This is a genomic window from Bradyrhizobium sp. USDA 336 (genome assembly GCF_044908355.1).
Lineage (GTDB): Bacteria > Pseudomonadota > Alphaproteobacteria > Rhizobiales > Xanthobacteraceae > Bradyrhizobium > Bradyrhizobium yuanmingense.
On the sequence record NZ_JBIYDC010000002.1, the window covers coordinates 7,638,763 to 7,660,698 of the forward strand.

Here is a 21,936-nt window from a genome sequence, read left to right on the forward strand (position 1 = left end):
CCCTATGTCGCAAGCCCTATGTCGCGGAAGCCTTGCTGTGTCGGGATCGTGGCTTTGCCCGCCACCGCGACGTGAACCTCGTGTACTCCTTCTCGGCGGATTCCACGCGTGCTCGTTCCTCAGCCCTCTTCGCGGGGATGTTGTAATCATAGGCCGATCCACGCTTGGCATGGCTGGTGGGTAATCCAGCGCGCAGTTCGATGCTCCGGAACTTGCGCGCCAGCAGGGCCGGTCTGGTCCAGATGTAGTCAGTGCTCTTGGTCAGCATATGCCAGATGATCATCGCCAGCTTCCGCGCCGTCGCGACTGCCGCGATGTGCTTGCCGCGTCGTGAAGCCACGCGCTGGAAGAATGCACGCAGCGGTCCCGGCGAACGGGCTACAGCCCATGCTGCTTTGACGAGCATTCCGCGAGCTTGGCCGCGGCCCTGCTTGGTGATCCTGCCATGGTAGGCGGAGCCCTCGCCCGACTGCCTTACGCTCGGGTTTAGCCCCAGGTAGCTCACCAGCCTGGTCGGATCGGCAAAGCGCCGAATGTCGCCGACGGCCGCGGCCACGCCCGAAGCCACCGTCATATCCACACCCGGGAGCGTCATCAGCCGCCGAATGATCGGATCGGACATCGCTTCACGCGCGATATCCGCCTCGACCTCCTTCAACGAACCCTGGATCAGGTCGATCTGCGCCAGGTGCCGCTCGATTGCGGCACGCTCGTCGGCAGGTACCATCTGGGCGGCGATCCACCTGCGACCGCTGATCCCTACAAGGTTGAGGTGTGGACAGGGCGGAATGAGGTGGGCGTGAAGGATCGACTGAATGAGGTTCTTCAAGCGTACCCGCTGACGCACGAGCTGTGTACGGCGCGCAACTTGCCGTCGCAGGGCCATAGTGCGCTGATCGGGTACCCAGACCTCCGGAAGAAATCCGGTGGCGTACAACTTCGCGAGCACGGCGGCATCAATCGCATCCGTCTTGATCTTTGCGTGCGCGATCAACCGCACCTGCTTCGGGTTGGCGATGACAACACGGTCGACATACGGCGCCAGAACTTCGACAACGGCCGCGGCATTGCCAGTCGCCTCGACGACCACGTGATCATCATGGGTGAGTTCCTTCCTGGCGAAAGCCTCCAAGCTGTCACGAGTCATGGGAATGCGGCCGAGCTTCGTTAGATGTCCCTCGAGCAGCGCCACGGCCTCGGCCGCCACGCGATGGATGTCCATGCCAATGATGCGCATCTCTCCCTCCATGGTCAGTGCGAAAGGGAGCTGCGGGCAACACGACAATTACGGATCCGCGCTCGCAGCGCATCCGGGCTAGTCGCAGGGGCGGCCAGATAACGACCTCGAACTCGCAGTTCATGTCAGTGCGACGGCCTGCCCGCACTTGCGTGCTCCCGGTGCCCCGAGGCCCGGATCGGTCTACGCTAATGGGCTAGATCGAGTCTGGAAACACGGGACACCGGCTACATCATGCCGGATAACGCGTTCATCGGGGCCTTCAAGGGCCGCTTCCGGGCCGAATGCCTCAACGCTCACTGGTTCCTGTCCCTTGCGGACGCCCAGCAAAAAGTGGAGACTTGGCGCAGATACTACAATGAAGAGCGGCCCCATGGCACGATCGGCAATCGACCGCCGATTTTGCTGCAAAACAACGTTGGCGCATCCAGCCCGCCAACGTGATTACGGCGAAAAACTCTAGTTCTGAATGGTCCAAAGTTCGGCCTCGCTGCAAAAAACCCCGAGACTCTAACCGCTGCTGGATGAAAAATCAGTGGCAGGTCAACTGCCCAGTATCGACAGCAACATAATAAATCGTTCCTCGGAGAGCCCCCTGTAGGGATGAAGAATACGTTGAACGCAGTGCGCCCGCCAAATGCGTGAGTGCAGTAGTTCTGTGATCCGAGGAGATTTCAAATCAGACTCAATGATCATAGCAAAGACTAACGAACGATTGGTAGTTACTGGAGTAGGCTGCCCCATTCTACCGCTCCCGGTAATGACGTCGTCAATTTCCGCGGTCTTCAGGCATCCGGGTTATTTCGCCGATGGTCTAAATCACTCGGTGGCTTCACGGTCCCTTTTGCTTTGACACCCTTTCCACTCAGAGAGTGCGCAGCGCGTATGCCGCGCGGCACACCCAAACGTAAATTAAGCTTGGGTCGCTGGAATCATCGGGGTGAAATCGACCAAAAGGATTAAACGGTGGCCCTCATCATACCCTGCAGCGATCTCAACCGGCGAGAGATAGTGGGAGACCTTCTTGTCGTCGACGACCCAGCCATCCCACGGGTGTTCTAACGTAAACCGCGCAATTATAGCACTGCGTTCGACCTCGTCGGGATGCTGGTTTGCTGCTTCGGGAGCCGCGATAAGGTTTTCACCGCCGATTACCCCCCGTCGTTCGATTAAAGCCGCGAATGTGAACGGTTCGTGGTCCTGGTGAATGCAATTGGGCGACGCCATAGCGGGTGAGCCGGGCTTCGCTACCAATCGGACAATGTGGCAACCAACAGCAACTGGTTGCGGTACGTTCCTCAATGGCGTCACGTGCAAGCACGACCAGATCACCTTCTGCAGGAACGAGCTGTTTCGTTGCTCCTCGGTGAGGGGAGCGAAAGACCTTACTTTCCCCTGGTGCTCTGGGTTGGCCCCAGCGCTTTGCAAATAGTGGGACACAAATCGTCGTCCTGCTTCATCCCAATGGGACGGAATTGGAACCATTGTACCATTCCAAGGAAAGACTATGAACAGGCCGTGCCTTCGGTAGCGATTTGCGCCAAGGCCGTGCTCGTCAGGCGGAAGATCACAGCAACTCTCCGCAAACTTCCGACGCGCTGCGTCTCCATCCGGCCCTTCGCCGGTGAAAAAGGCAGCGTCGAGGCGCGCATATCCAGTTCGCGCGAGCTCCGTGGAAACGCGCTCCACCCCAATCATGATCTGTCCTTTCGTCGCGAGTGTGTCCAGGGAAACCCGCCGCCAGCAAGAGCTAAGTGTCTGAGCACGCATGGACGGGTAGCTCAGAGCAAGTTGGCTCAGGGCAAAATGGCTTCCGGTGTTGGTATGAACGCATTGCTTCAACGTGCCAACTACCAGTTCTGAGTCTGGCATCGCAAATTGTCAAATGAGGAGTGCTCCCACCAACTCTTTACTTCGTGCTACTCTGGATACTTGATCACGGGCTACCAATAGGGAACCCGCTTGTTAGCAACCCTCGCCAAATCGCATCCAAACTAGTTGTCCAACCCGCCACGGGAAAACGAAACCACTATCCGTTGGTCGTTGACCAAAGCATTGATCCGTAGTCGCTTCGGCAGACGAAGCTTAGAAAGGGAACACAATGACCATCACCGTATCACTTGAGTCCGACCCTATAGCGAAGCGAGGCATTCAGCAAAGCTTGACTGTCCGGCTCCCAGGCTGGTTCAGACAAGGCGAGCCAAGCTTGTCGTACGCCGAACAAGCAGAGGTGCTACCTGGTTACGTTGCGCGGCTCGACGACAAGCCCGAAGGCTTGCTCATATATAAGAAGCAAAGCGCGCTCGCGGCTGAGATCTTCTGGTTGGGAGTCGATCCGGCTCGCCACCGCTCCGGCATCGGTCGTGCACTCATCACTGCAGCCTGCGACGCCGCGCTTGCGGATAGACTTAGATTCCTGCTTGTTTGGACCCATCACGTGCGTAGCAAGGTCAAGCCGTACGAGGGTACGCGTCGGTTCTATGAAGCAATGGGATTTCAATACCTGACCGACGAGCATTTTCCTGGTAACACGCACCCGCTTGCACTCTACATGAAGTCACTTGCCTAATGCCTGGTTAGCGGTCTGGCTCTGGCTTGAGAAAGCTCCAAACCGGATCAATCGAAGGCGCCGAGCCGCTGTTGTCGATCGCGATCTCGGCGTCATGGAACGACCGGGCTTTGTCGATTACGAGCCCCACGACGCGGTCTCACCTTGAGATCTGCGTCGACAGCGGTCCTAGTTGAGGGTTGAAGTTGCGGCTGTTGGATGTACTTATTCTAGCCGTCCGTTAAGAAACCGATTTGAGCGGTGAGCAGTCGCTGGGGGCCGCGATGAGGGTGCCCAGGATGAGGCACCAAAGAGCCCTCAGCCAGGCGAGGACACGGAGGAAGTTGTGACCGACGGCGGAGAGGATGACGATTAGCCGCATCGCCGAGGCAGCCTTTGAGTTAGCATCGGCCGAGGTGACCATCGGTCTTCAGGTGTCCGATGATGGGCGCGATGGCGGAGCGGCGGCGCAGCTCGCGCTTGATGACACCGAAGACGCCGCGCTTCTGGCCGGAGATGAAGACGCGACGAGGGATTTGCGCGTCGTGGCCGCGGTATCCCTTGTCGACATAGGCCCGCTCGATCGCACAGCCGGTGAGTGTCTCGGTGCGGTCGATGACGTCCAAGGTGTGACCATCGTACGGGTTATCGGGTAGCGCCATGGCGTGCAGCACGAACAGGCCGCCAGGAGCACGGCGGTTGTTGGGACGATGGAGGCTTTGACGCCGAACTCGTAGGGCGCGGCGGCCTTACCCTTGCCGATGCACTCGACCTCTGGAGCATCGAAGGAATAAAGCTTCCAGCCGCGCTGGCGCTGCTGCTGCGAGCGGATCTGCGAGGCCCAGCCGAGCGGGAGGGCGAAGGCGTTCTCGAGCACGGCCTCATCTTCGATCTTGCGGCGGATATCGCGGATGATCCGGCCCAGCCGGCTGCGCAGGATGCGAAACTGCCGCTGATGCCGAGAATTGCTTGGCGTGGGCGTAGCGTCCCGCCATCATCGCCGCGGTCTTGGCAATGCGAAGATAGGACTGCCGCAGCTTGACCCCGTGCTTCCTCGCCAGGCGGTTGAGCCCCTTGATTGCCGCGTGCAGCAGCTTGGCACCGGTCGGGAAGGTGATGGCCTTCGGCTGCACGGTGGTATCGACCGTCACCCGCTTGAGGTCCTGGCTGCGCAACGCGCCGGCCTCGTGCGCCACCCGCAGGCTCTCGGCCAGCAACAGCTCCAGCTTGTCGCCAAGCCGCTTGCGCCAGTGGCTCAGGTCCGAGCGCTCATGCGGGAACGCGTGCTGAAGGAATTCTTCGCCGGTGAAGTACTGGAAATACGGGTCGTGGACCCAGCGCTCGCACACCCCCTCATCGGACAAGCCGTAAATGTGCTTGAGCAGCAGCAGCCCGATCATGAAGCGGGTTTCCCCGGCTGACCGTTCTCGCTGTAGAGCGGCGCGATCTCGCCGTCGATCCAGTCCCAGTCGACCTTGCCGGCGAGCTGAACCAGCTCGTGCTTTATGTTGATGATCTGGTCCAGCCCGGCCCGGAACAGATCGCCTAATCCCGTCGCTTTGGGCTTCTTCGGTCGCATCGCCGCCTCCGATGCAAGGACGGAATCATGACTGGCGTTTCGATGGAATCCTCAAAACGAAATTGCAGGGTTCCGATGCCCGAAGCATCAAAACCCTGCAATCCCAAAAACAGGCCACAACGAATAATGCAATCCCAGCTCACTCGTTTAGCCGGTCTTCACGGACGACATTCTATTGCCGATCGCGACCCCATGGCGCTCGGAATGATGGGCCCTGCTCCCGCCGCTCCGTCAACAGGCTGCCACGCTAGAATCACCGTCGACTTCGGGCTCAGGGCGGCTGTAGTATCGCGTTGACGGTAGCTGCAACTGGCTCTCGAGCGCTCGCAGTGGCGACGATCGTGATTTCGAGCAGCGTCAGGATCTCGATCCTCACTGGCGACGCAGGTATGCGTGGCGGTATACGAAGGCTGCCCCTCACGGGTCAGGAAAACTTGAATCGGCGTGAAAGCGAGAATCGCTTCCCCATCCTCGCTGCGGGCGCCAATGTCATAACCGATATGAACGACGAGGCCGCCGACATGATCAATGCGCACGAGTTTGGCAATGGTAAAACCATCTCTACGAGGAACCGAGATGCCACACGCGAATCTGGCAAATCTAAGTCGGCATGGTCGGCATCAACGTGCCGATCCCGGTTCCGATGGCATTCGACTCGTTTGGTGGATAGAAGGCGTCCCTCCTTGATGATCACATGCATGAGCCCGAGGGGTACGACACCAAGTTGAAGACACGGTGGCCTACCGGCATTCGCTCTGGAGCTGAGTTCCTTATGCCGACGATGAAGACGGACAAAGATCGCGGCTCCGCGATCCTGGCGGCGCGTGTCGCCGCATTCGCGACAAAATGTCCGGCGGTTGGATCCGAGATGGTAAGTCTTAGGGATGTCTCCGCGTGTCAGAAGCGCGGACTGCGGTTCACAACGTGCCGTCGCTCTGACAAGCCGAGTTTCGCCGCCAGCTCCTTTTATGACTGCCGTTCACATGCGCCTGAATTTCGGTCGGGTCGTCCATTCCTCCACTCTAGGATCAGGCGCGAGTTACCGCGCTTGCGAATACTGAATCGCCGATGTGCAAAAAAAATTGGGTTTGCCGTCGGGATCGTGCTGCCTTTAGCTTTTACAGCTAACACAACGCAAATTGAGAAGGTTAATGCGATCATTTCAGGATGTCGATGCGCACTCAGTGTAAAACAGTTCTCGATCTGCCTCCGCTCTATGCCAGCAGTGAAATCGAAAGGAACAACTGCCGCTTCTATACAGCGGTTGAACGCGCAAAATCGACATAGATCTCGCGCAATCGTCTCGCAATCGGGCCAGGCCGGCCGTCTCCGATCGACTTGCCATCGATCGACACGACAGGCTGGACAAACGCGGCGCAATTGGTGATGAACGCTTCTTTTGCGGTGAGCGCCTCAGCAACTGAAAATGTACGCTCCTCCACACGCAATCGTTGTTCTTCGGCAAGCCTGACGAGCGCCTGGCGGGTACATCCCGGCAATATTTCATTGCCATTCTGCCGCGTGACCAGCACGTCGTCGTGTGTCAGGATGAAAACCGATGATGAAGCGCCCTCGGTGATCATGCCGTCCTCTACCATCCAGGCTTCACCCGCCCCCGCTGACGCGGCGGCCTGCTTTGCCAGCACTTGCGCGAGCAACGCGACGCTTTTTATATCCCGACGCGCCCAGCGGAGATCCGGCACGGAGATCGCAGCAATGCCGGACTTGGCAGAGGGTGCATTGATCAAATCACTCGCAGCCGTAAACATGATAAGTGTTTGTCGAATGCCCTGCGGAAATGGGAAGTCACGCCCTTTGTCGGCACCACGCGTAACCTGCAGATAAATTATTCCGCTCTTCAGCTTATTGCGCGCAATCAACTCCTTCTGAATTTGTTCGATCCGCTCTAGAGGTTGAGGTAGCTCCAGCGAAATCTCAGCTGCGGAACGTTTCAAACGTCGCAGATGGGATGCGTTGTCGATCAGCTTGCCGTCGAGGACCGCCGAAACCTCGTAGATGCCGTCGGCGAACATAAAGCCGCGGTCGAGTATCGACACTTTAGCGTCTGAGAGCGGCACGAAGGATCCATTAACATAAGCAATCGAGTCCACTTGATGCTCCTATGTATTTTGTTGTGAGGCGCGTTATCACCAGCCCCTGCGCTGTTCCAGGCGTGCGCGGTCATTCTCTGCGTGCAAACGTCCGTTAGCACCATGGCCGCCGTCACCGCCGACCCGCGCTGGGAAGATTGGCTGGGCTGATATTCAGTGAAAGTCTCTCGCGATCTCGAGCTGGCATGTTCGACCGCTCTCTACAGAGAAATTACGCCGCCACGATCTCCTGGCGCTGCTCGCCGAGGCCTTCGATGCCGAGCGTGACGACGTCGCCGACATTGAGGAAGGTCGGCGGCTTCATGCCGAGGCCGACGCCGGGCGGGGTGCCCGTCGTGATGACGTCGCCGGGCAGGAGCGTCATGAACTGCGAGACATAGGAGATGCACTTGGCCATCGAGAAGATCATGGTCTTGGTCGAGCCAGTCTGTCGGCGCTGGCCGTTGACGTCGAGCCACATCGACAGGTTCTGCACGTCCTCGATCTCGTCCTTGGTGGCGAGCCACGGCCCGAGCGGGCCGAACGTGTCGTGCGACTTGCCCTTGGTCCACTGGCCCAGGCGCTCGATCTGGAAGGCGCGCTCGGAGACGTCGTTGCACACGCAATAGCCGGCGACGTGGTTCAGCGCGTCGGCTTCCGAGACGTATTTGGCGCGGGTGCCGATGATCGCGGCGATCTCGACCTCCCAGTCGAGCTTGGTCGAGCCGCGCGGCTTCTCGACGGGATCATTCGGGCCCGACAGCGAGGTGTTGGCCTTCATGAAGATGATCGGCTCGGTCGGAATCGCGGCGCCAGTTTCCTTGGCGTGGTCGCTGTAGTTGAGGCCAATGGCGACGAATTTCGAGATGCCGGTGACGGGCGCGCCGAAGCGCGGCTTGCCGGAGACGGCGGGCAGGGAGGCGGGATCGAGCGCGGCCAGCTTCTTCAGGGATTCCGGTGAGTAGGCCTCTCCGGTCAGGTCCTTCAGATGCGCCGACAGATCGCGCAGCTGGCCAGATTTGTCGATCAGGCCCGGTTCTTCCGTCCCATGTTCACCATAACGAACAAGCTTCATTTTCGCCTCCTCCTTCGGGATGGTCGCCGCGCCGAGCGCGTCACCAGCAGTCCGAGCAGCCCCTCCGCACCCCACTTGCGGATGACCAATAGCAGAACCTAAGCACGATCTTTTGGAAGATCGGACCTTCTACTGCTTTTAATAAGGAGGGCGGCGCTGTTTCCTGCAAAGCCGAGGTATCGATGCAGAAATTCTGCGTCTTCTACGGGTTATCGAGGCGGATTCCAGCCGCTGGAAGCATCATCAAGATCGACATGAAAGTCTCAGGAAAGTCAGGCCAAGTGCGGGGGTCGGCAGGTATCGCCTCTCTAACACGAGTTGACAATGGCATCGGCAGCGCCTTGGTTACCCGACGATGATCTATGAAATCCAAGGTCACCGCTACACCGCCGGTTTGTATCCGTCCAATCGCGTTCGTCTTGTTCATAACCCTGCGGAGGACCAAGTGTTTGGGGTCGGCCGGGCGGGCGTGCCGGACTTCGGAGCCTTCTTCTCGGAGAACCGCCGCTTCGGAACGCCGCAATCACAGCAATGGGCCACACCTGTCTTAATCGACAAGCTGCGTAACGAAGGTTTCATACCGGCCGCAGATAACTCCACCACAATTCTACTTAACGGGCGGGCCTACAAAGCCGAATTAGCCGAAGGAGGGTTCGTTAGGCTTACACGGGAGCCAACCCGGCTGTGAACCAATCGCGCGGCGCTGGAGGATCGTGTCCCTGAGCCTGGTGTAACTGGCGGTGGGACACCGCGTTCGCCGGCAAGAGTCGGATTGGTCAGCTGGCGATAGCCGGGAGGCTGACGGTTGGATCATCGCTCAACGGGGCGATGGTTTCCAGCGTCATGTAACGGGCGCGCTGGACGGCCCATTCATCGTTCTGTTCGAGCAGGATCGCGCCGATGAGGCGGACGATGGCGTCCTCATTGGGGAAGATGCCGACGACCTCGGTCCGGCGCTTGATCTCGCCGTTGAGGCGCTCGATCGGGTTGGTCGAGTGCAGCTTGGTGCGGTGCTGCGGCGGGAGCGTCGTGTAGGCCAACACATCGGTCTCGGCCTCGTCGAGGAAGCCGGCGAGCTTGGGTAGCTTGGGGCGGAGCTGATCGGCGACCTTCCGCCATTGCGCTCGTGCTGTCTCGGCATCGTCCTGGGCAAGCGCAGTGGCGATGAAGGCGGAGACGACACGCCGTCCGCTCTTGCCGGCATGGGCCAGCGCGTTGCGCATGAAGTGCACGCGGCAACGCTGCCAGGAGGCGTTGAGCGTCTTGGCGACGGTGGCCTTAATGCCCTCATGGGCGTCGGAGACGACCAGCTTGAAGCCGCGCAGGCCGCGTCGTGCAAGCTTGCGCAGGATTGCTGTCCAGAACGTCCCGGCCTCTGAGGGGCCGATATCCATGCCGAGAATCTCGCGCCGGCCACCGCTGTTGACGCCGACGGCGACGATCACCGCGACCGACACGATGCGCCCGTTCTGGCGCACCTTCACGCAGGTGGCGTCGATCCACAGATACGGCCAATCGCCCCCGATCGGCGAGCGACGGACGCCTTCACCTTGTCGTCGATCTCCGCGCACAGCCGCGAGACCTCGCTCCTGGAGATGCCGCTTATGCCCATCCCCTGCATCAGATCGTCGACGGCGCGGGTCGAGACTCCTTGCACATAAGCTTCCTGCACCACGGCGGTGAGCGCCTTCTCGGCCATCCGACGCGGCTCCAGAAAGCCGGGAAAGTAGGAGCCTTTGCGCAGCTTGGGAATGCGCAGCTCGACCGTGCCGGCCAGGGTCTCCCAGGTCCGGTCGCGGTAGCCGTTGCGCTGCGCCAGACGCTCGGGGTTCTTCTCGCCGTAGGCGGCCCCGGTCTGGCCTTCCACTTCTAGCTCCATCAGGCGCTGGGCAGCAAAGCCGATCATCTCGCGCAGCAGATCCGCATCAGGAGTCTTCTCCACGAGCGTGCGGAGGTTCATCATCTCATCGGTCATCGGTGGTTCCTCGAATCCGGTTGGTGTCAGCAACCCGACCCTACCGGGGAACTGCCGGTGACCACCGCAAAGCCGCCCGCCCGCTACGGCGCCATGGGAGGGCGCGCGTGCGGACGGCTTTGCTCTACCGAGCTACACCATCACCCGGGAGTACGTCATGCCAAGCTGATGATTGCTTGTGGGTGCAAGTCCCATCCGGCCAAAGCCGTAGCAGGCAAGCCGGGACCGAGTCTTGCGGGCGTTGCGGCAACGCTGGGGTCCGAAGTGTAGACAGGAGTCGTGCGGGGTGCGGGAATGAGCCTCGAAAGGTGGATGTTCGCGGAGGCCGAGTGTGTTCCCTAGTCACGAAGACAGCATGAGCATCGTCGTTATGCGAGACGATGCCGCTCCGTCGGGGTCGATGGCCGGATCACGCATGGAAGATAATCATCGGAACATGAGAGGCCCGACCGGGTCCATTGGATTGGTCTCCAGTGGGGGACAGCGGCAAGGCACTGCCAGAGCCGCGGTCCGAGCTGAGGTCGGGAGTCGGACTGATCCATACTACCTGTGAAGTCGTCGAAGGTAACGAGACGCATGGAGGGAAGAGACCAGCCCGAGGGGAGCCTGCGCGAGGAGGCCAGGGTCCGGACACAGAGCCGGGTTGCCTTGCCGCCGAACCTCAAGCGGGTGAACGCGGCAGCCAGGCAGGCTGCCCAACCCGGTTCACGGCTCTACTGCACCATCTCGATGAAGCCGCTCTGCTTCGGGCGTTTCGACGACAGAAGCGGCAAGCCAGCGCGGGGGTCGATGGGGTAACGGTGGCGAGGTACGAAGAGGGGCTGACGGATAACCTCCGCGACCTCTGCGGACGAGTCCACACCGGTCGTTACCGGCCACCGCCGGTGCGGCGCGTCTACATCCCCAAAGCCGATGGCGGCAAGCGGCCTCTCGGCGTGCCAGCGCTCGAGGACAAGATTGTCCAAAGCGCGGTGGCCGAGGTGCTGAGCGCCGTCTACGAGGCCGACTTCCTCGGGTTCTCCTATGGCTTCCGGCCGGGGCGGAATCTCACATGGCGCTTGATGCTCTGCATACGGCGATCATGAGCCAGCACGTGAACTGGGTGCTCGATGCCGACATACGCAGCTTCTTCGACTCGGTCGACCACGAGTGGCTGTTGCGGATGGTGGCGCACAGGATCGCCGATCCTCGCATCTTGCAGCTCATCGGGCTGTGGCTGCGAGCTGGCGTTCTTGAGAGCGGCGAGAAGCAAGAGACGGACAGGGCACGCCGCAAGGGGCGGGCATCAGCCCGCTCCTTGCCAACATCTTCCTGCACTACATCCTCGATCTCTGGGTCCACCAATGGCGTCGTCGCCATGCACGCGGTCGCATTGTGATCGCGCGCTACGCGGACGACTTCGTCATGGGATTCGAGAGCAAGGCCGATGCGCAGGAAATGCTCTTGGCTCTCAAGGTGCGGCTGGCCAGCTTCGGCCTGACGCTCCATGAGAACAAGACGCGGCTGATCGAGTTTGGCCGGTTCGCGGCCCTCTCGCGTCAGCGGCGGGGCGAGCGGCGGCCAGAGACCTTCGCCTTCCTCGGCTTTACCCACTACTGCGTGCGGACCCAAGATGGCCGGTTCATCGTGAAGCACAAGACGGAAGGGAAACGCTTGACGCGCAAGCTGACGGCGTTGCGCCAGGACGCCTGGCGGCTCATGCACGCGCCATTGGCCAAGCAGCACGAGTGGTTCGCCGCCGTACTGCGCGGGCACTATGGCTACTATGGCAGGCCGCACAACTATCCAGCGCTCAACGGCTTCTACCGCGAAGTGCGTCGAACCTGGCTGCGTTGTCTGAGGCGGCGCAGCCAGAAAAGTCGGCGCATGGGCTGGCCGGAGTTCGAGACCCTGACGGCACGCTTCCGCCTGCCAACTCCACGCATCACTCGCACATAGCGCAGGCGCGGATATGACGCGGGATACCCTCGGGAAGAGCCGGGTGCGGGAAAGCCGCCTGCACAGACCGCTGAGTAATACCTGCTGACGCCACGAGCCCGGTCTGGTCTCGGCCAAGGAAGTGATGCTTGCTCTGCCGAAGCAGGCCTGGCGCACGGTGACGTGGCGGGAAGGCTCAGCCAGCCAGCTGTCCTCGCGCTTTGCACGTGAGCGCGTCCGTGTCGGGTACAACAAGCTGGTCGCCGAGAAGCTGTCCCCGGAGTGGCTGTTGATCAAATGGCCGGAAGGTGAAGCAGCGCCCACAAAATACTGGCGCGCGACGCTGCCGAAGACCATCCGCTTCGAGCGTCTCGTCGACCTTGCCAAGCTGTGTTTGCGCATCGACCGGGACTATAAGGAGCTCAAGCAGGAGGTAGGGTTTGGCCGCTACGAAGGACGCTCAGATGCCTATCTGCTTCATCACGCGCAAATACAAACCGGTGACACAGGCGTTCGCAGGGCGCTTGTCGCGTTCCTCTGTCCGCGGTGGATAGAGCACGACGGTGTAGCTCTCAAGCGGCGTCGGAAGAGCACCATGGCAGAATGGTTCAGGTCTGTCTAAATCTTTGCGCAGTTTGAACGCCTGAGCCGCCTGAACGCTGGCTTCGCTGGCAGCGATGCGCCGTGCCCCTCGAGCGTTCGATCGCCTCTCGCCACTCGCTGAGCCAAAGGTGACGAATATTCAAGCTGCATAGTCTTCGATTAAGCGCAGCATTTCGGCCGTATGAAGCCTCAAATCGGCCAAATCCAACCTTAGCGCTCGGCGATATTCGACCCGTACAGCTTTCCGGCTGACCAAGGTCGCGCGAAGGGCGGGGTTCAAGGAAGTGGATCCGCTGGGGTCGGCCGGGACTACTCACAATCTTTTGCAAAAAAATCGAGGGAGTTACGTCCATGCGCTTGTTTGCCGCTGCGCTTGCAACTGAAACCAATACCTTCTCGCCTATGCCAACTAGCCTCGACTCCTACAAAGAGTGCGTCTTCCTGCGGCCCGGCGAGCATCCCCAGGAAAGGCCGGTATTCGGGTCGGAGCCGCTCTGGGTGGCGCGCCGTAGGGCACTTGCCGAGGACTTCACCCTCATCGAAGGGAGTTGCTTTGCGGCCCAGCCAGCCGGCACAACGAATCGGCGCGACTACGAGTTCATGCGCAACGAGATTCTGGCTCAGCTTGAGGACGCACTGCCCGTCGACGGCGTGCTGCTGGGCCTACACGGTGCCATGGTGGCGCATGGCTATGACGACGTCGAAGGCGACATCCTGGAGCGTGTGCGCGCCCTCGTCGGTCCGAAATGCGTCATAGGCGTCGAGCTCGATCCGCATTGCCATCTGACGGCGAAGCGCGTGACGTCCGCCGACGTCATCGTCCTCTACAAGGAATTTCCCCACACAGACATGGTGGAGCGCGCCGAAGACGTGCTTGACATCGTGCTGAAGACGCTGCGAGGGCAGGTGAGGCCCGTCATGTCCCTCTATGACTGCCGGCAGCTGGGGGTCTATCCCACGACGCTGCCGTTGATGCGCGGCTTTGTCGACCGGGTCAAGGCGATGGAGGGCAACGATGGCGTGCTGTCGATTTCCATCGGTCATGGCTTTAACCTGGCTGACGTACCGGAGGTGGGCAGCCGCATCCTTGTCGTCATGGACAAGGACAAGGCGAGGGGCGATGCGCTTGCAACGGAGGTCGGCGAAGAGTTCATCTCAATGCGGGGCCAGACCGAGCCGATATACTATTCCGTCGATGGCGGGATTGACGCTGCCACCGAATTCGACGGCGAGCCCGTCGTTATAGCCGATCCCTCCGATAATGCCGGCGGCGGCGCGCCTTCCGACAACACGACGATCGTACGCCAACTCATCGAGCGTCAGGTCGAGAGGGCCGCAGTGGGTCCCATCTGGGACCCCATCGCGGTGCGGCTCTGCTTCGATGCCGGCGAGGGGTTTGAGTTCCCGCTGCGTTTCGGTGGCAAGATCGGCCCTGCCTCCGGCGTGCCGATCGATGCTATCGTGACTGTTGTCGGGCTCAGGCGCGATTGCTGGCAGAGTCACGGTTCAAGCCGGTCATCGCTCGGGGATTGCGCCGCGGTGCGCGTAGGTGGGGTCGAGATAGTGCTCGCCAGCACCCGGACCCAAGCGTTCGGTCTCGAGCTCTTCCGAAACGTTGGAATCGAACCGCTCGCTAAGAAAATCGTGGTCGTGAAGTCGACCAACCATTTCATGGCGGAGTATGGTCCGATCGCCAAGAAGGTTATCCACATCGATAGCGATGGCGCCTTGAACCGTGATTGCCGAAAAATTCCCTACACTCGTGTCAGGCGTCCGATTTGGCCGCTCGACGAAAAGACCAGCCCTGGTCTCATCATTTGAGAGGGACGGTGGTACCTCTGCCAAAGGGGTGGAGGCCGTGCGGTGAAGGCGATAAACCGCTGCCGGGTAAGAGCCTTAGCGAAAGCCTGGTGCAGGATACGTCTACGATCGCTCCGATTACGTGTTGCGCTATGAACCCACCGACCGCATTGCCGGTGGCAAGATCGACCGGTTCACCTACGTTAGCGTGCCGGATGCGCAGGCCGCGATCGCCGCGGTGCAAGCGGGCTGCCACCAGGCGATTTTGCACGGTGCCAGCCAGGTGGACTATCTTAAAGCAATCGTCACCAATCCCAAATACTTTAGGCCCTCGTCACTCGTCGCCTGCGGCATGCCGATGGAGAACGATGCGAATAGCGGTTGGTTCACGCCCGGCCTAAACTATGCCAAGGCGAAGCAACTCCTGAAGGAGGGCGGCGATGACGGCCGACCCGACCAGCTGGCTTATCAGTAAAATCGCTGCGGACTTGCCGGGCAGATGCGCCGCGCGAGGGCAATGTGTAGCTGGAGCTGATGGACTGGGGCGCTGTGACGCGCCGCGCCAGCAAGGCATCTCCTGGCCAGCGCGGTTGGAATGTCTTCATTACCTGCGGTCGGCAGACTTCACAGGTGACATTTGGCGAATAACGAGAGAACCGCTTTTTGGCTGAGATGAGCAACACTCAGGAGCTATGCATCAAACGGGCGCTCGCCGAGGCACTCCACGAGTTCAAGAAGATAGCTTGGGATGCACGCCAACATAAAGGGCATGCTGCGACCCGCGACCCAACACGAAATGAACGTGATCAACGTCGGGACCGCCGCCATCCGCATCGCGTCAAAGATGCATAGGGCTGCTGTGAACTCTTCTTGCACAACGAGCCGGTGCGTTCTTTCGCCACGTTCACGCCAGACTTGCATGATCTGGCCGACTGGTTGAGAGCCTGCGGCGTGACCAGCATCGCGATGAAAATCCACTCAGGCCCATATGATCCTCGTCCACGAGATTCTGGAGGAACACGGGTTAAATCGTGGTAAGGTGCTTTCTTCACATACTCCAAGGTATCGGAGTCGGGCAGCCGCACTGTTGCGGTTAGCGGCCACAACGGTTACAGCTCTCCGCGCGTTCTATCTTCGGCTAGCCGTGTGGATCGAGCGCTTGATGCACCGCCACTGCATCCGCGCCATCATGGCGCCGCCGACGGCCGCCATGGCGCCCGATTGCCCCGAACCTCATCGCCCGCAACTTCACCGCCGCGGCGCCGAACCGGCCCTTGCCTCGCCGACATCACCTACATTCCGACCACTGAGGGCTGGCCCTATCTTGCCCCTCATCGACCTGCTTAGCCGCAAAATCGTCGGATGGGCGATGCGCGATGGTCTACGGGCCGAACTGGCTTCCTCTGCCCTAGGCGATGGTGATAGCGGGAACAGCCGCATACCGAATTGATCTACCACTCCGATCCCGGTTTGCAGGCCGGACCCAAATCATCGTCGCTACACTCTGAAGTTGGAGCTTGCGATGAACACTGCAAGTCGGCGATCGGCGAGCCTCATTAGGCCGGGATGATCGGCTGTGGCAGGACGGGATGAACAGAATAGATTTGGCGTGCGATTGCCACGGGCTGAGCAGCGAAGTGTCTCCGCCATCCCGGCCAGCTCCGACGACGCGAGTGCTCCCGCCAAGCCCTTTTTTGGCTCGGGCCGTGTCCATATGCAGATGCACATCCTAGGAAATTTGGAGAGACCTCCAAAACACTGCGATTCCCTATTGTGCAGCAGATCCGATTCGCTATCTCAAGCGACAGCTGGAGTCCAACTATATTGTCGGCTTCGCGACGCTTTCGTGCCCTGCCCAAATTCGGCCATGTCCGTGTAAACGCTTAGCCTACTTCCGTCGCAGTTCTACCAACCTGGCACAAATTTTGATCCATCTGTTGGGAGAGAGCAAGACCTCCCGAAAATGTGCGACTATGCAGGTGCGATAACACACCGCGTGATGGTTAGGGGACACGCCTGCGATTGGCCCGTCCAGTAATGAAAAGATGACAACTGATGTCAGGTCTGCAGAAAACAGGTGCTGCGCATGCAGACGGCGAGCCAGCTCCCGCGACACGCTGCGGAGGTGTTCGTCAGCCTGGAGATATGTCCCCCGTTTTCGGTCGCTTCATCTCGTGGGGCAACTTGGCCGATCATGTGATGCACAGCTTAAGTTGCCCTTCCGCAGGTCACGCGCCCATCACTTGCTATTTCGGGCATTTGCAAGACAAAAAGGAGTGCCAGCCGGCTGCTACTCCTAAAGAACTTGCCGGTAACGATGCCAAATCATTCTAGCAGCAGAAGGGGAGCTAGGGTCAATAAGGTGCTTCGCGACCGGTACAGCTCCCTTGATTGAGGCAGGGTCCTCCGGATGAAGCCACTGGTCTTAATCTGTTCGCGTGATGCTGAGCTCTACCTTTTTCTCAGCCACGTCCTCCAAGCGGATGGCTTCACGACCCAGCTGGTTGGGAGCGTTTGCGAAGCCGTCCAGCAAACGAAGGAGCGGGAGCCGCGGGTCATTCTGCTCGACTGTCAACCGTCGAGTGGTACAGTCTCCTCGATTTGTACTCGGCTCAAGAGTGAGGCGACAACTGCCCAAGTCCCCCTAGTCGGACTAATCGCTCCAGGCGCCGAGGATCAGCACCTCGATCTTCTAAGAGCCGGGATTGACGAGAGTTTCGTACGGCCTTTCGCCCCAACTAGGTTGCTCATCTATCTTCGGAGGAAGTTGACGATGCCGTCGGCTTGGCCAAAAGGAGGCCCGGCCGGGGCTTTGACTTACGGCGTTCTTGAAGTGCGACCTGCCAGCCATCGGGTGTGCTGCAACGGATATCAACTCCATCTAAGCCCTATCGAATTTAACCTGCTTTTCCACCTGATTAAGAGTCCAGGTAAATTATTCAGCCGCGAAGAGTTGATCGCCGCAGCGTGGCCCGACAACATCCATGTCGGCGCACGTGCAGTCGATGTTCACATAAGCCGACTCAGAAAGGCACTGTTACCTCACAACATAATCCGAACCGTGCGATCCGCTGGCTATGCTCTTAAAGAGCATGAAACCTGACGCGATCATCTGCCGCCGCGACCGAGGGTATCGTTCTCAGCGTGTCTAGTGCTCAAAGTGTGCATCAATCAGCGGTCCCCAAGCTCGGCGGTTGTTCAGCTCGGCAAGTGCCAGTCACTTGAATAGAGATCGCCACATACGTCTTCCGGCGATTTCTGGCAGAAGCGATTGACGAGAGCCAAAATCTTAGGCCTTGCGTTTGTCTGCCGTTCCAGATGGCCCGCATCTTCACGGGCCACAGGTCAGATGGTTGCCGCCGCCCGGGCGGCTCGAGGAAGGCGTCTTCCGCTGGCCGAAGATCGAGGATGGCGTGATGCGTCTGTCGGCGGCGGAATTGTCGGCGCTGCTCGAAGGACTTGATTGGCGGCGTGTCCACGCGGCACAGGAGACGGTCGTGCCGACGCAAGCCGGATAATTGTGGGCCGCGCTGCGGCGACGTGAATCAGCGGCATCGAGCACGTCGTCAGGCGGGTGCGAATATGCTCTGATTTGCCGGTGAGCGATAACCTTCCTGATGATCCCGAGACGCTGAAGGCGATGCTGCTTGCCGAGCGGCACGAGAGCGAGCGGCTGCGCCAGATCATCAAGGAGCTGCAGCGTCATCGCTTTGGCCGGAAGGCCGAGTCGCTTCCTGAGGAGCAGATGCTGTTAGGCCTCGAGGACGTCGAGCAGGTCGCAGCCTCTGCCGAGGCCGGTCAGGACGAGATAGCCCCGGAAGGTCGGACCGAACGCGCACGCAAGCGCCGCAACAATCGCGGAGCACTGCCGGCCCATCTGCCGCGGATCGAGGTCGTGGTCGATATCGACGGCAGGACCTGTCCCTGCTGCAAGGGCGACCTGCACCAGATCGGCGAGGACAGGAGCGAGCGGCTGGACATGGTGCCGGCCCAGTTCCGCGTTGTCGTCACCCGGCGTCCCAAATACGCCTGTCGCGCTTGCGAGGATGGCGTCCTGCAGGCCGAGGCTCCGGCCCGGTTGATCGAGGGCGGACTGCCGATGGAGGCAACCGTCGCCCAGGTTCTGGTGTCCAAATATGCCGATCACCTGCCGCTCTATCGGCACGTCCAGATCTATGCCCGCCAGGGCATCGCTCTCGATCGATCGACGCTAGCGGAGACTGGGTTGACATGGTGCCGGCCCAGTTCCGGCACCCGGCGTGCTGCCGATGGAGGCAACCGTTCCATCTGCGCCCGCTGCATGAGCGCCTTCTCACGGTGCTTCGCGCGAGGTCCAAGCTGTTCGCCGACGAGACGACGGTGCCGGTGCTCGATCCCGGTCGAGGGCGCACCAAGACTGGCCAGCTCTGGGCCTATGCCGCCGACGACAGGCCCTGGGGCAGTCTCGATCCGCCCGGCATTGCCTATGTCGATGCACCCGACCGCAAGGCCGAGCGGCTGTTCAGCCATCTTGCCGGCGTCAAGGGCGTCCTGCAGGTCGATGGCTACAACGTCTACCCAAAGCTTGCCGAACGTGGCGAGGTCGAGCTCGCCTTCTGCTGGGTGCACATGCGGCGCAACTTCTACGAACTCGCGACAGCCGGCCCCGCGCCGATCGCAAGCGAGGCGCTGAAGCACATTGCAGCATTCTATGCGATCGAGAAGGAGATCCGCGGTCGCAGCGCGGAGGAACGTCGCCTCGTGCGGCAGCAGAAGAGCCGACCACTGGCCGATGCCTTCGAGGTATGGCTGCGCGCCAAGCTGGCTCTCATCAGCCAGAAGATCAAGCTCGCCGACGCCATCCGCTACGCCCTCTCGCGCTGGCAAGGACTGACGCGCTTCATCAATGACGGCCGCATCGAACTCGACAACAACACCGTCGAACGATCAATCCGTGGCATCAAGCTCAGTCGCAAGAACGCGCTGTTTGCCGGATCCGACGGCGGTGCCGAACACTGGGCTGTCGTCGCGTCCCTGGTCGAGACTTGCAAGCTCAACGACCACGATCCGCTCGCGTATCTCACCGACGTCCTGACCAGGATTGTCAACGGGCATCCCAACCGCGACATCGACCGGCTACTGCCCTGGGCCTACCGCGCTCAAGCCCTCAAAGCCGTGGCCTGAGAACGACGCTTACGGTTCAGCGGCGCGGCGTAGAGTTGCAATGACGATGCCGGGCGAGCCCCTCGCGGCATACGATGTGCGCCAGCGAAGAACCGATCAAGCCGATGGACGGGGCGAGCTTTGACCAGATTTCAGGAACTCGGTGGCCGCGGCGGTCACGTCCGATTGGCACTTCGTTTCCGATAGTCATCCGCAGAGCATTCATAACAGGAGCCTGAAACTCTTCGAATGAGCCCGGAGCGTGAGATAATCGTCGACCGCTTGCGGACATACGGCTTGATCTCCGCCCAACTGATGGACTATGGCTCTCCTACTTTCAATGCATCGCTAATGATGATTATTGTCGCTTATCGGGCGCAGCGTGCGCCTGGCGTCAAGAGCCGCAGATTGTTTCGGTTCGCCAAGAGCCGGAAATGGTGTGATCGACCAATCGATCAAGGCGAGCGCACGCTGAAGTATCGCCGCGCTCGTAGCACGGCTGGGTGAAGCAGCGATGACATGCCCCATAGAGTCTTGGTAATCGTTCCTCCTGACGATTGGCGTTTTGGGTTTAACATGCAATTTGACCTCGACGACACCTGGCACAGCGGCTGCCCGACTCTCGCCATTGATCCATTCGAGGACGCCATCGCGATCAGGAATTAGATACTGCCCAGCCACACTGAGCGAATGCTTTCTGCGAAGATCGCACTCCTCGCCGATAACAAGCTTAATGTGCTCGGTTACGGGATCGATTCCGTAGGCCACCCGAACCGCATGAGGACCGCCGCCAAGACGCGGATTTACTTCAATGACGACTGGGCCACGCTTTGTCCAGCGGAATTCAACGTTCGTTGGTCCCCAACCCAGGTTGAGAGCTCGCAAGCAGCTCAGCGAAACATCGGCAATACACTTATGCTCTTCATCAGTCAGCGGAGCTGGGAAGATGCGCCCACGGAAGACGAAATGCGGTGGGGGGCCGAAGGTTGCGGCACCAATCCCAATTAACTCACTTCCCATTAGATGAGCGCAATAATAGGGGCCCTGTGCAAATTCTTCGACTAATATCCTTGGCGAGGGCCGCTCGCCCAACAGATAGGCCGTATGATGGGCTAACTCATCGACGCTGCGACACAAACGGACGCCGCTGCTGCCACAGCCTATCGTGGGCTTAAGGATCACCGGCAGGCCGATCTCCGCCGCAACGCATTCTACGTCCGTAGCATTCAGCGCCAACCGATAAGCAGGTATTGGAACGCCGGCCTCCGAGAGAAGCCGACGTTGGGTGAATTTGTCGCAGCATTGTTCAACCGACGTGGTGGTTTGGTCCTGGCAGATCGAAATGCCGGCAGAGCTTACCAACTGTCGCATAGACCGCTTCCTCGGCGCTAGTAACACCAGCGATTTCATAGGTGTCACGTAGCCGAACGCATTCGTCAATCAGCGCATCTTGATTGTCTGTATCCACGCGGATTGCATCAATGCCCTCTGCCGCGAGATAGTCGTATTGAGCTGGATTAGCTGACAGCGTAATTGGATGAAGTCCAAGACGTTGGGCCGCTTGGACATATAGTAGGCCATTGTTCGTTGTACCTTCAAGTAGAATAAGAGCTCTTCTTCTGGCCATGGCTATCAACTCCAAGATTGCATGCTGTACGAGGGTCCAGCATAAATTCAGCCGTGCCCTGCGATGAGCTTGTCATCAAATTTGGCGGGGAGCATGCCATATCAGCGATGTCTAGTCCGTAAAGGTTCTGTAAAATTGTATGAAGGATTTGTTGCGGCGGTTCCGCGCGGGGCAGTCGAACACCAACATCTCGGCGGAGCCCACGCTTGCGCCTATTGCGGGCAGCCCCATTGCCGCCATGATGATCTGTCGGTGTGCGTTCCACGTTGGATGAGCCGAGTCACAAATGCGGCGAGCCCAGGCTTGCACGCGTTTCTGCTGTGAAAAGCCGACATGTGGTGGA

Annotated in this window: 14 protein-coding genes and 6 pseudogenes; 13 read left to right on the top strand and 7 right to left on the bottom strand. The window is 60.1% G+C overall.

Translation table 11 applies throughout. The features are described from left to right. Positions 1-16: 16 nt before the first annotated feature. Positions 17-1,237 carry an IS110 family transposase gene (locus tag ABIA45_RS36605; protein ID WP_404655293.1) on the bottom strand — a complete coding sequence of 407 codons (1,221 nt, stop codon included), beginning with the start codon at positions 1,235-1,237 and terminating at the stop codon, positions 17-19. Between the two features lie 240 nt (positions 1,238-1,477). Here ABIA45_RS36605 and ABIA45_RS36610 point away from each other — a divergent pair. After that, positions 1,478-1,681 (top strand): annotated as a pseudogene (locus tag ABIA45_RS36610) (transposase); the annotation flags it as partial. A gap of 468 nt (positions 1,682-2,149) precedes the next feature. Here the strand turns inward: ABIA45_RS36610 and ABIA45_RS36615 are convergent. After that, positions 2,150-2,935 carry a 2OG-Fe dioxygenase family protein gene (locus tag ABIA45_RS36615; RefSeq protein ID WP_404655294.1) on the bottom strand — a complete coding sequence of 262 codons (786 nt, stop codon included), beginning with the start codon at positions 2,933-2,935 and terminating at the stop codon, positions 2,150-2,152. Positions 2,936-3,338: 403 nt separating this feature from the next. Between ABIA45_RS36615 and ABIA45_RS36620 the strand changes: the two genes are divergently transcribed. Then, entirely contained in the window at positions 3,339-3,806 is a 468-nt protein-coding gene (locus ABIA45_RS36620) for a GNAT family N-acetyltransferase (protein ID WP_404655295.1), read from the top strand. Between the two features lie 220 nt (positions 3,807-4,026). Here ABIA45_RS36620 and ABIA45_RS36625 read toward each other — a convergent pair. Continuing rightward, positions 4,027-5,364 (bottom strand): annotated as a pseudogene (locus tag ABIA45_RS36625) (IS5 family transposase). A gap of 512 nt (positions 5,365-5,876) precedes the next feature. Between ABIA45_RS36625 and ABIA45_RS36630 the strand changes: the two are divergent. Beyond that, positions 5,877-6,151 (top strand): annotated as a pseudogene (locus ABIA45_RS36630) (aldehyde dehydrogenase family protein); the annotation flags it as partial. 466 nt (positions 6,152-6,617) lie between these two features. Here the strand turns inward: ABIA45_RS36630 and ABIA45_RS36635 are convergent. Both ABIA45_RS36635 and ABIA45_RS36640 read right to left on the bottom strand, forming a co-directional pair. Next, positions 6,618-7,475, bottom strand: a complete 858-nt coding sequence (locus tag ABIA45_RS36635; RefSeq protein ID WP_404655296.1) for a D-amino-acid transaminase — start codon at positions 7,473-7,475, stop codon at positions 6,618-6,620. A gap of 211 nt (positions 7,476-7,686) precedes the next feature. Continuing rightward, on the bottom strand, positions 7,687-8,529 hold the full coding sequence (locus tag ABIA45_RS36640; protein WP_404655297.1) for a fumarylacetoacetate hydrolase family protein: 843 nt from the start codon (positions 8,527-8,529) through the stop codon (positions 7,687-7,689). Between the two features lie 355 nt (positions 8,530-8,884). Between ABIA45_RS36640 and ABIA45_RS36645 the strand changes: the two genes are divergently transcribed. Then, the gene (locus ABIA45_RS36645) at positions 8,885-9,217 is read left to right on the top strand and encodes a hypothetical protein (RefSeq protein WP_404655299.1); all 333 of its coding nucleotides are present in this window, start codon (positions 8,885-8,887) and stop codon (positions 9,215-9,217) included. Positions 9,218-9,305: 88 nt separating this feature from the next. On the opposite strand, the pseudogene ABIA45_RS36650 reads toward ABIA45_RS36645, so the two are convergent. Beyond that, a pseudogene (locus tag ABIA45_RS36650) lies at positions 9,306-10,504 on the bottom strand (IS256 family transposase). Between the two features lie 800 nt (positions 10,505-11,304). Here ABIA45_RS36650 and ABIA45_RS36655 point away from each other — a divergent pair. The 9 genes and pseudogenes from ABIA45_RS36655 to tnpC all read left to right on the top strand — a co-directional run bounded on the left by ABIA45_RS36655 (position 11,305) and on the right by tnpC (position 19,987). Beyond that, a complete protein-coding gene (locus tag ABIA45_RS36655; protein WP_404655300.1) occupies positions 11,305-11,589 on the top strand; it encodes a hypothetical protein in 285 nt (94 codons plus the stop codon). Then, positions 11,556-11,882: a hypothetical protein gene (locus ABIA45_RS36660; RefSeq protein ID WP_404655302.1), complete on the top strand. Its 327-nt coding sequence runs from the start codon at positions 11,556-11,558 to the stop codon at positions 11,880-11,882. Before ABIA45_RS36655 ends, ABIA45_RS36660 begins: the two co-directional genes overlap by 34 nt. Next, complete coding sequence (locus ABIA45_RS36665; protein WP_404655844.1) at positions 11,825-12,442, top strand: reverse transcriptase domain-containing protein; 618 nt, start codon at positions 11,825-11,827, stop codon at positions 12,440-12,442. The genes ABIA45_RS36660 and ABIA45_RS36665 overlap by 58 nt, the downstream gene beginning before the upstream one ends. Before the next feature lie 124 nt (positions 12,443-12,566). Next, the gene (locus ABIA45_RS36670; RefSeq protein ID WP_404655303.1) at positions 12,567-13,043 is read left to right on the top strand and encodes a hypothetical protein; all 477 of its coding nucleotides are present in this window, start codon (positions 12,567-12,569) and stop codon (positions 13,041-13,043) included. Between the two features lie 332 nt (positions 13,044-13,375). Then, complete coding sequence (locus tag ABIA45_RS36675) at positions 13,376-14,845, top strand: M81 family metallopeptidase (protein ID WP_404655304.1); 1,470 nt, start codon at positions 13,376-13,378, stop codon at positions 14,843-14,845. A 124-nt stretch (positions 14,846-14,969) separates the two neighbouring features. Beyond that, on the top strand, positions 14,970-15,299 hold the full coding sequence (locus ABIA45_RS36680) for a hypothetical protein (protein WP_404655306.1): 330 nt from the start codon (positions 14,970-14,972) through the stop codon (positions 15,297-15,299). Between the two features lie 2,298 nt (positions 15,300-17,597). Then, a complete protein-coding gene (locus ABIA45_RS36685; protein WP_404655308.1) occupies positions 17,598-17,927 on the top strand; it encodes a winged helix-turn-helix domain-containing protein in 330 nt (109 codons plus the stop codon). A 250-nt stretch (positions 17,928-18,177) separates the two neighbouring features. Further along, on the top strand, positions 18,178-18,342 hold the full coding sequence (tnpB, locus tag ABIA45_RS36690) for an IS66 family insertion sequence element accessory protein TnpB (protein WP_404655310.1): 165 nt from the start codon (positions 18,178-18,180) through the stop codon (positions 18,340-18,342). Positions 18,343-18,464: 122 nt separating this feature from the next. Further along, positions 18,465-19,987: pseudogene (tnpC, locus tag ABIA45_RS36695) on the top strand (IS66 family transposase). Positions 19,988-20,314: 327 nt separating this feature from the next. Here tnpC and ABIA45_RS36700 read toward each other — a convergent pair. Continuing rightward, positions 20,315-21,593, bottom strand: a pseudogene (locus tag ABIA45_RS36700) (ATP-grasp domain-containing protein). Positions 21,594-21,936 lie beyond the last annotated feature (343 nt).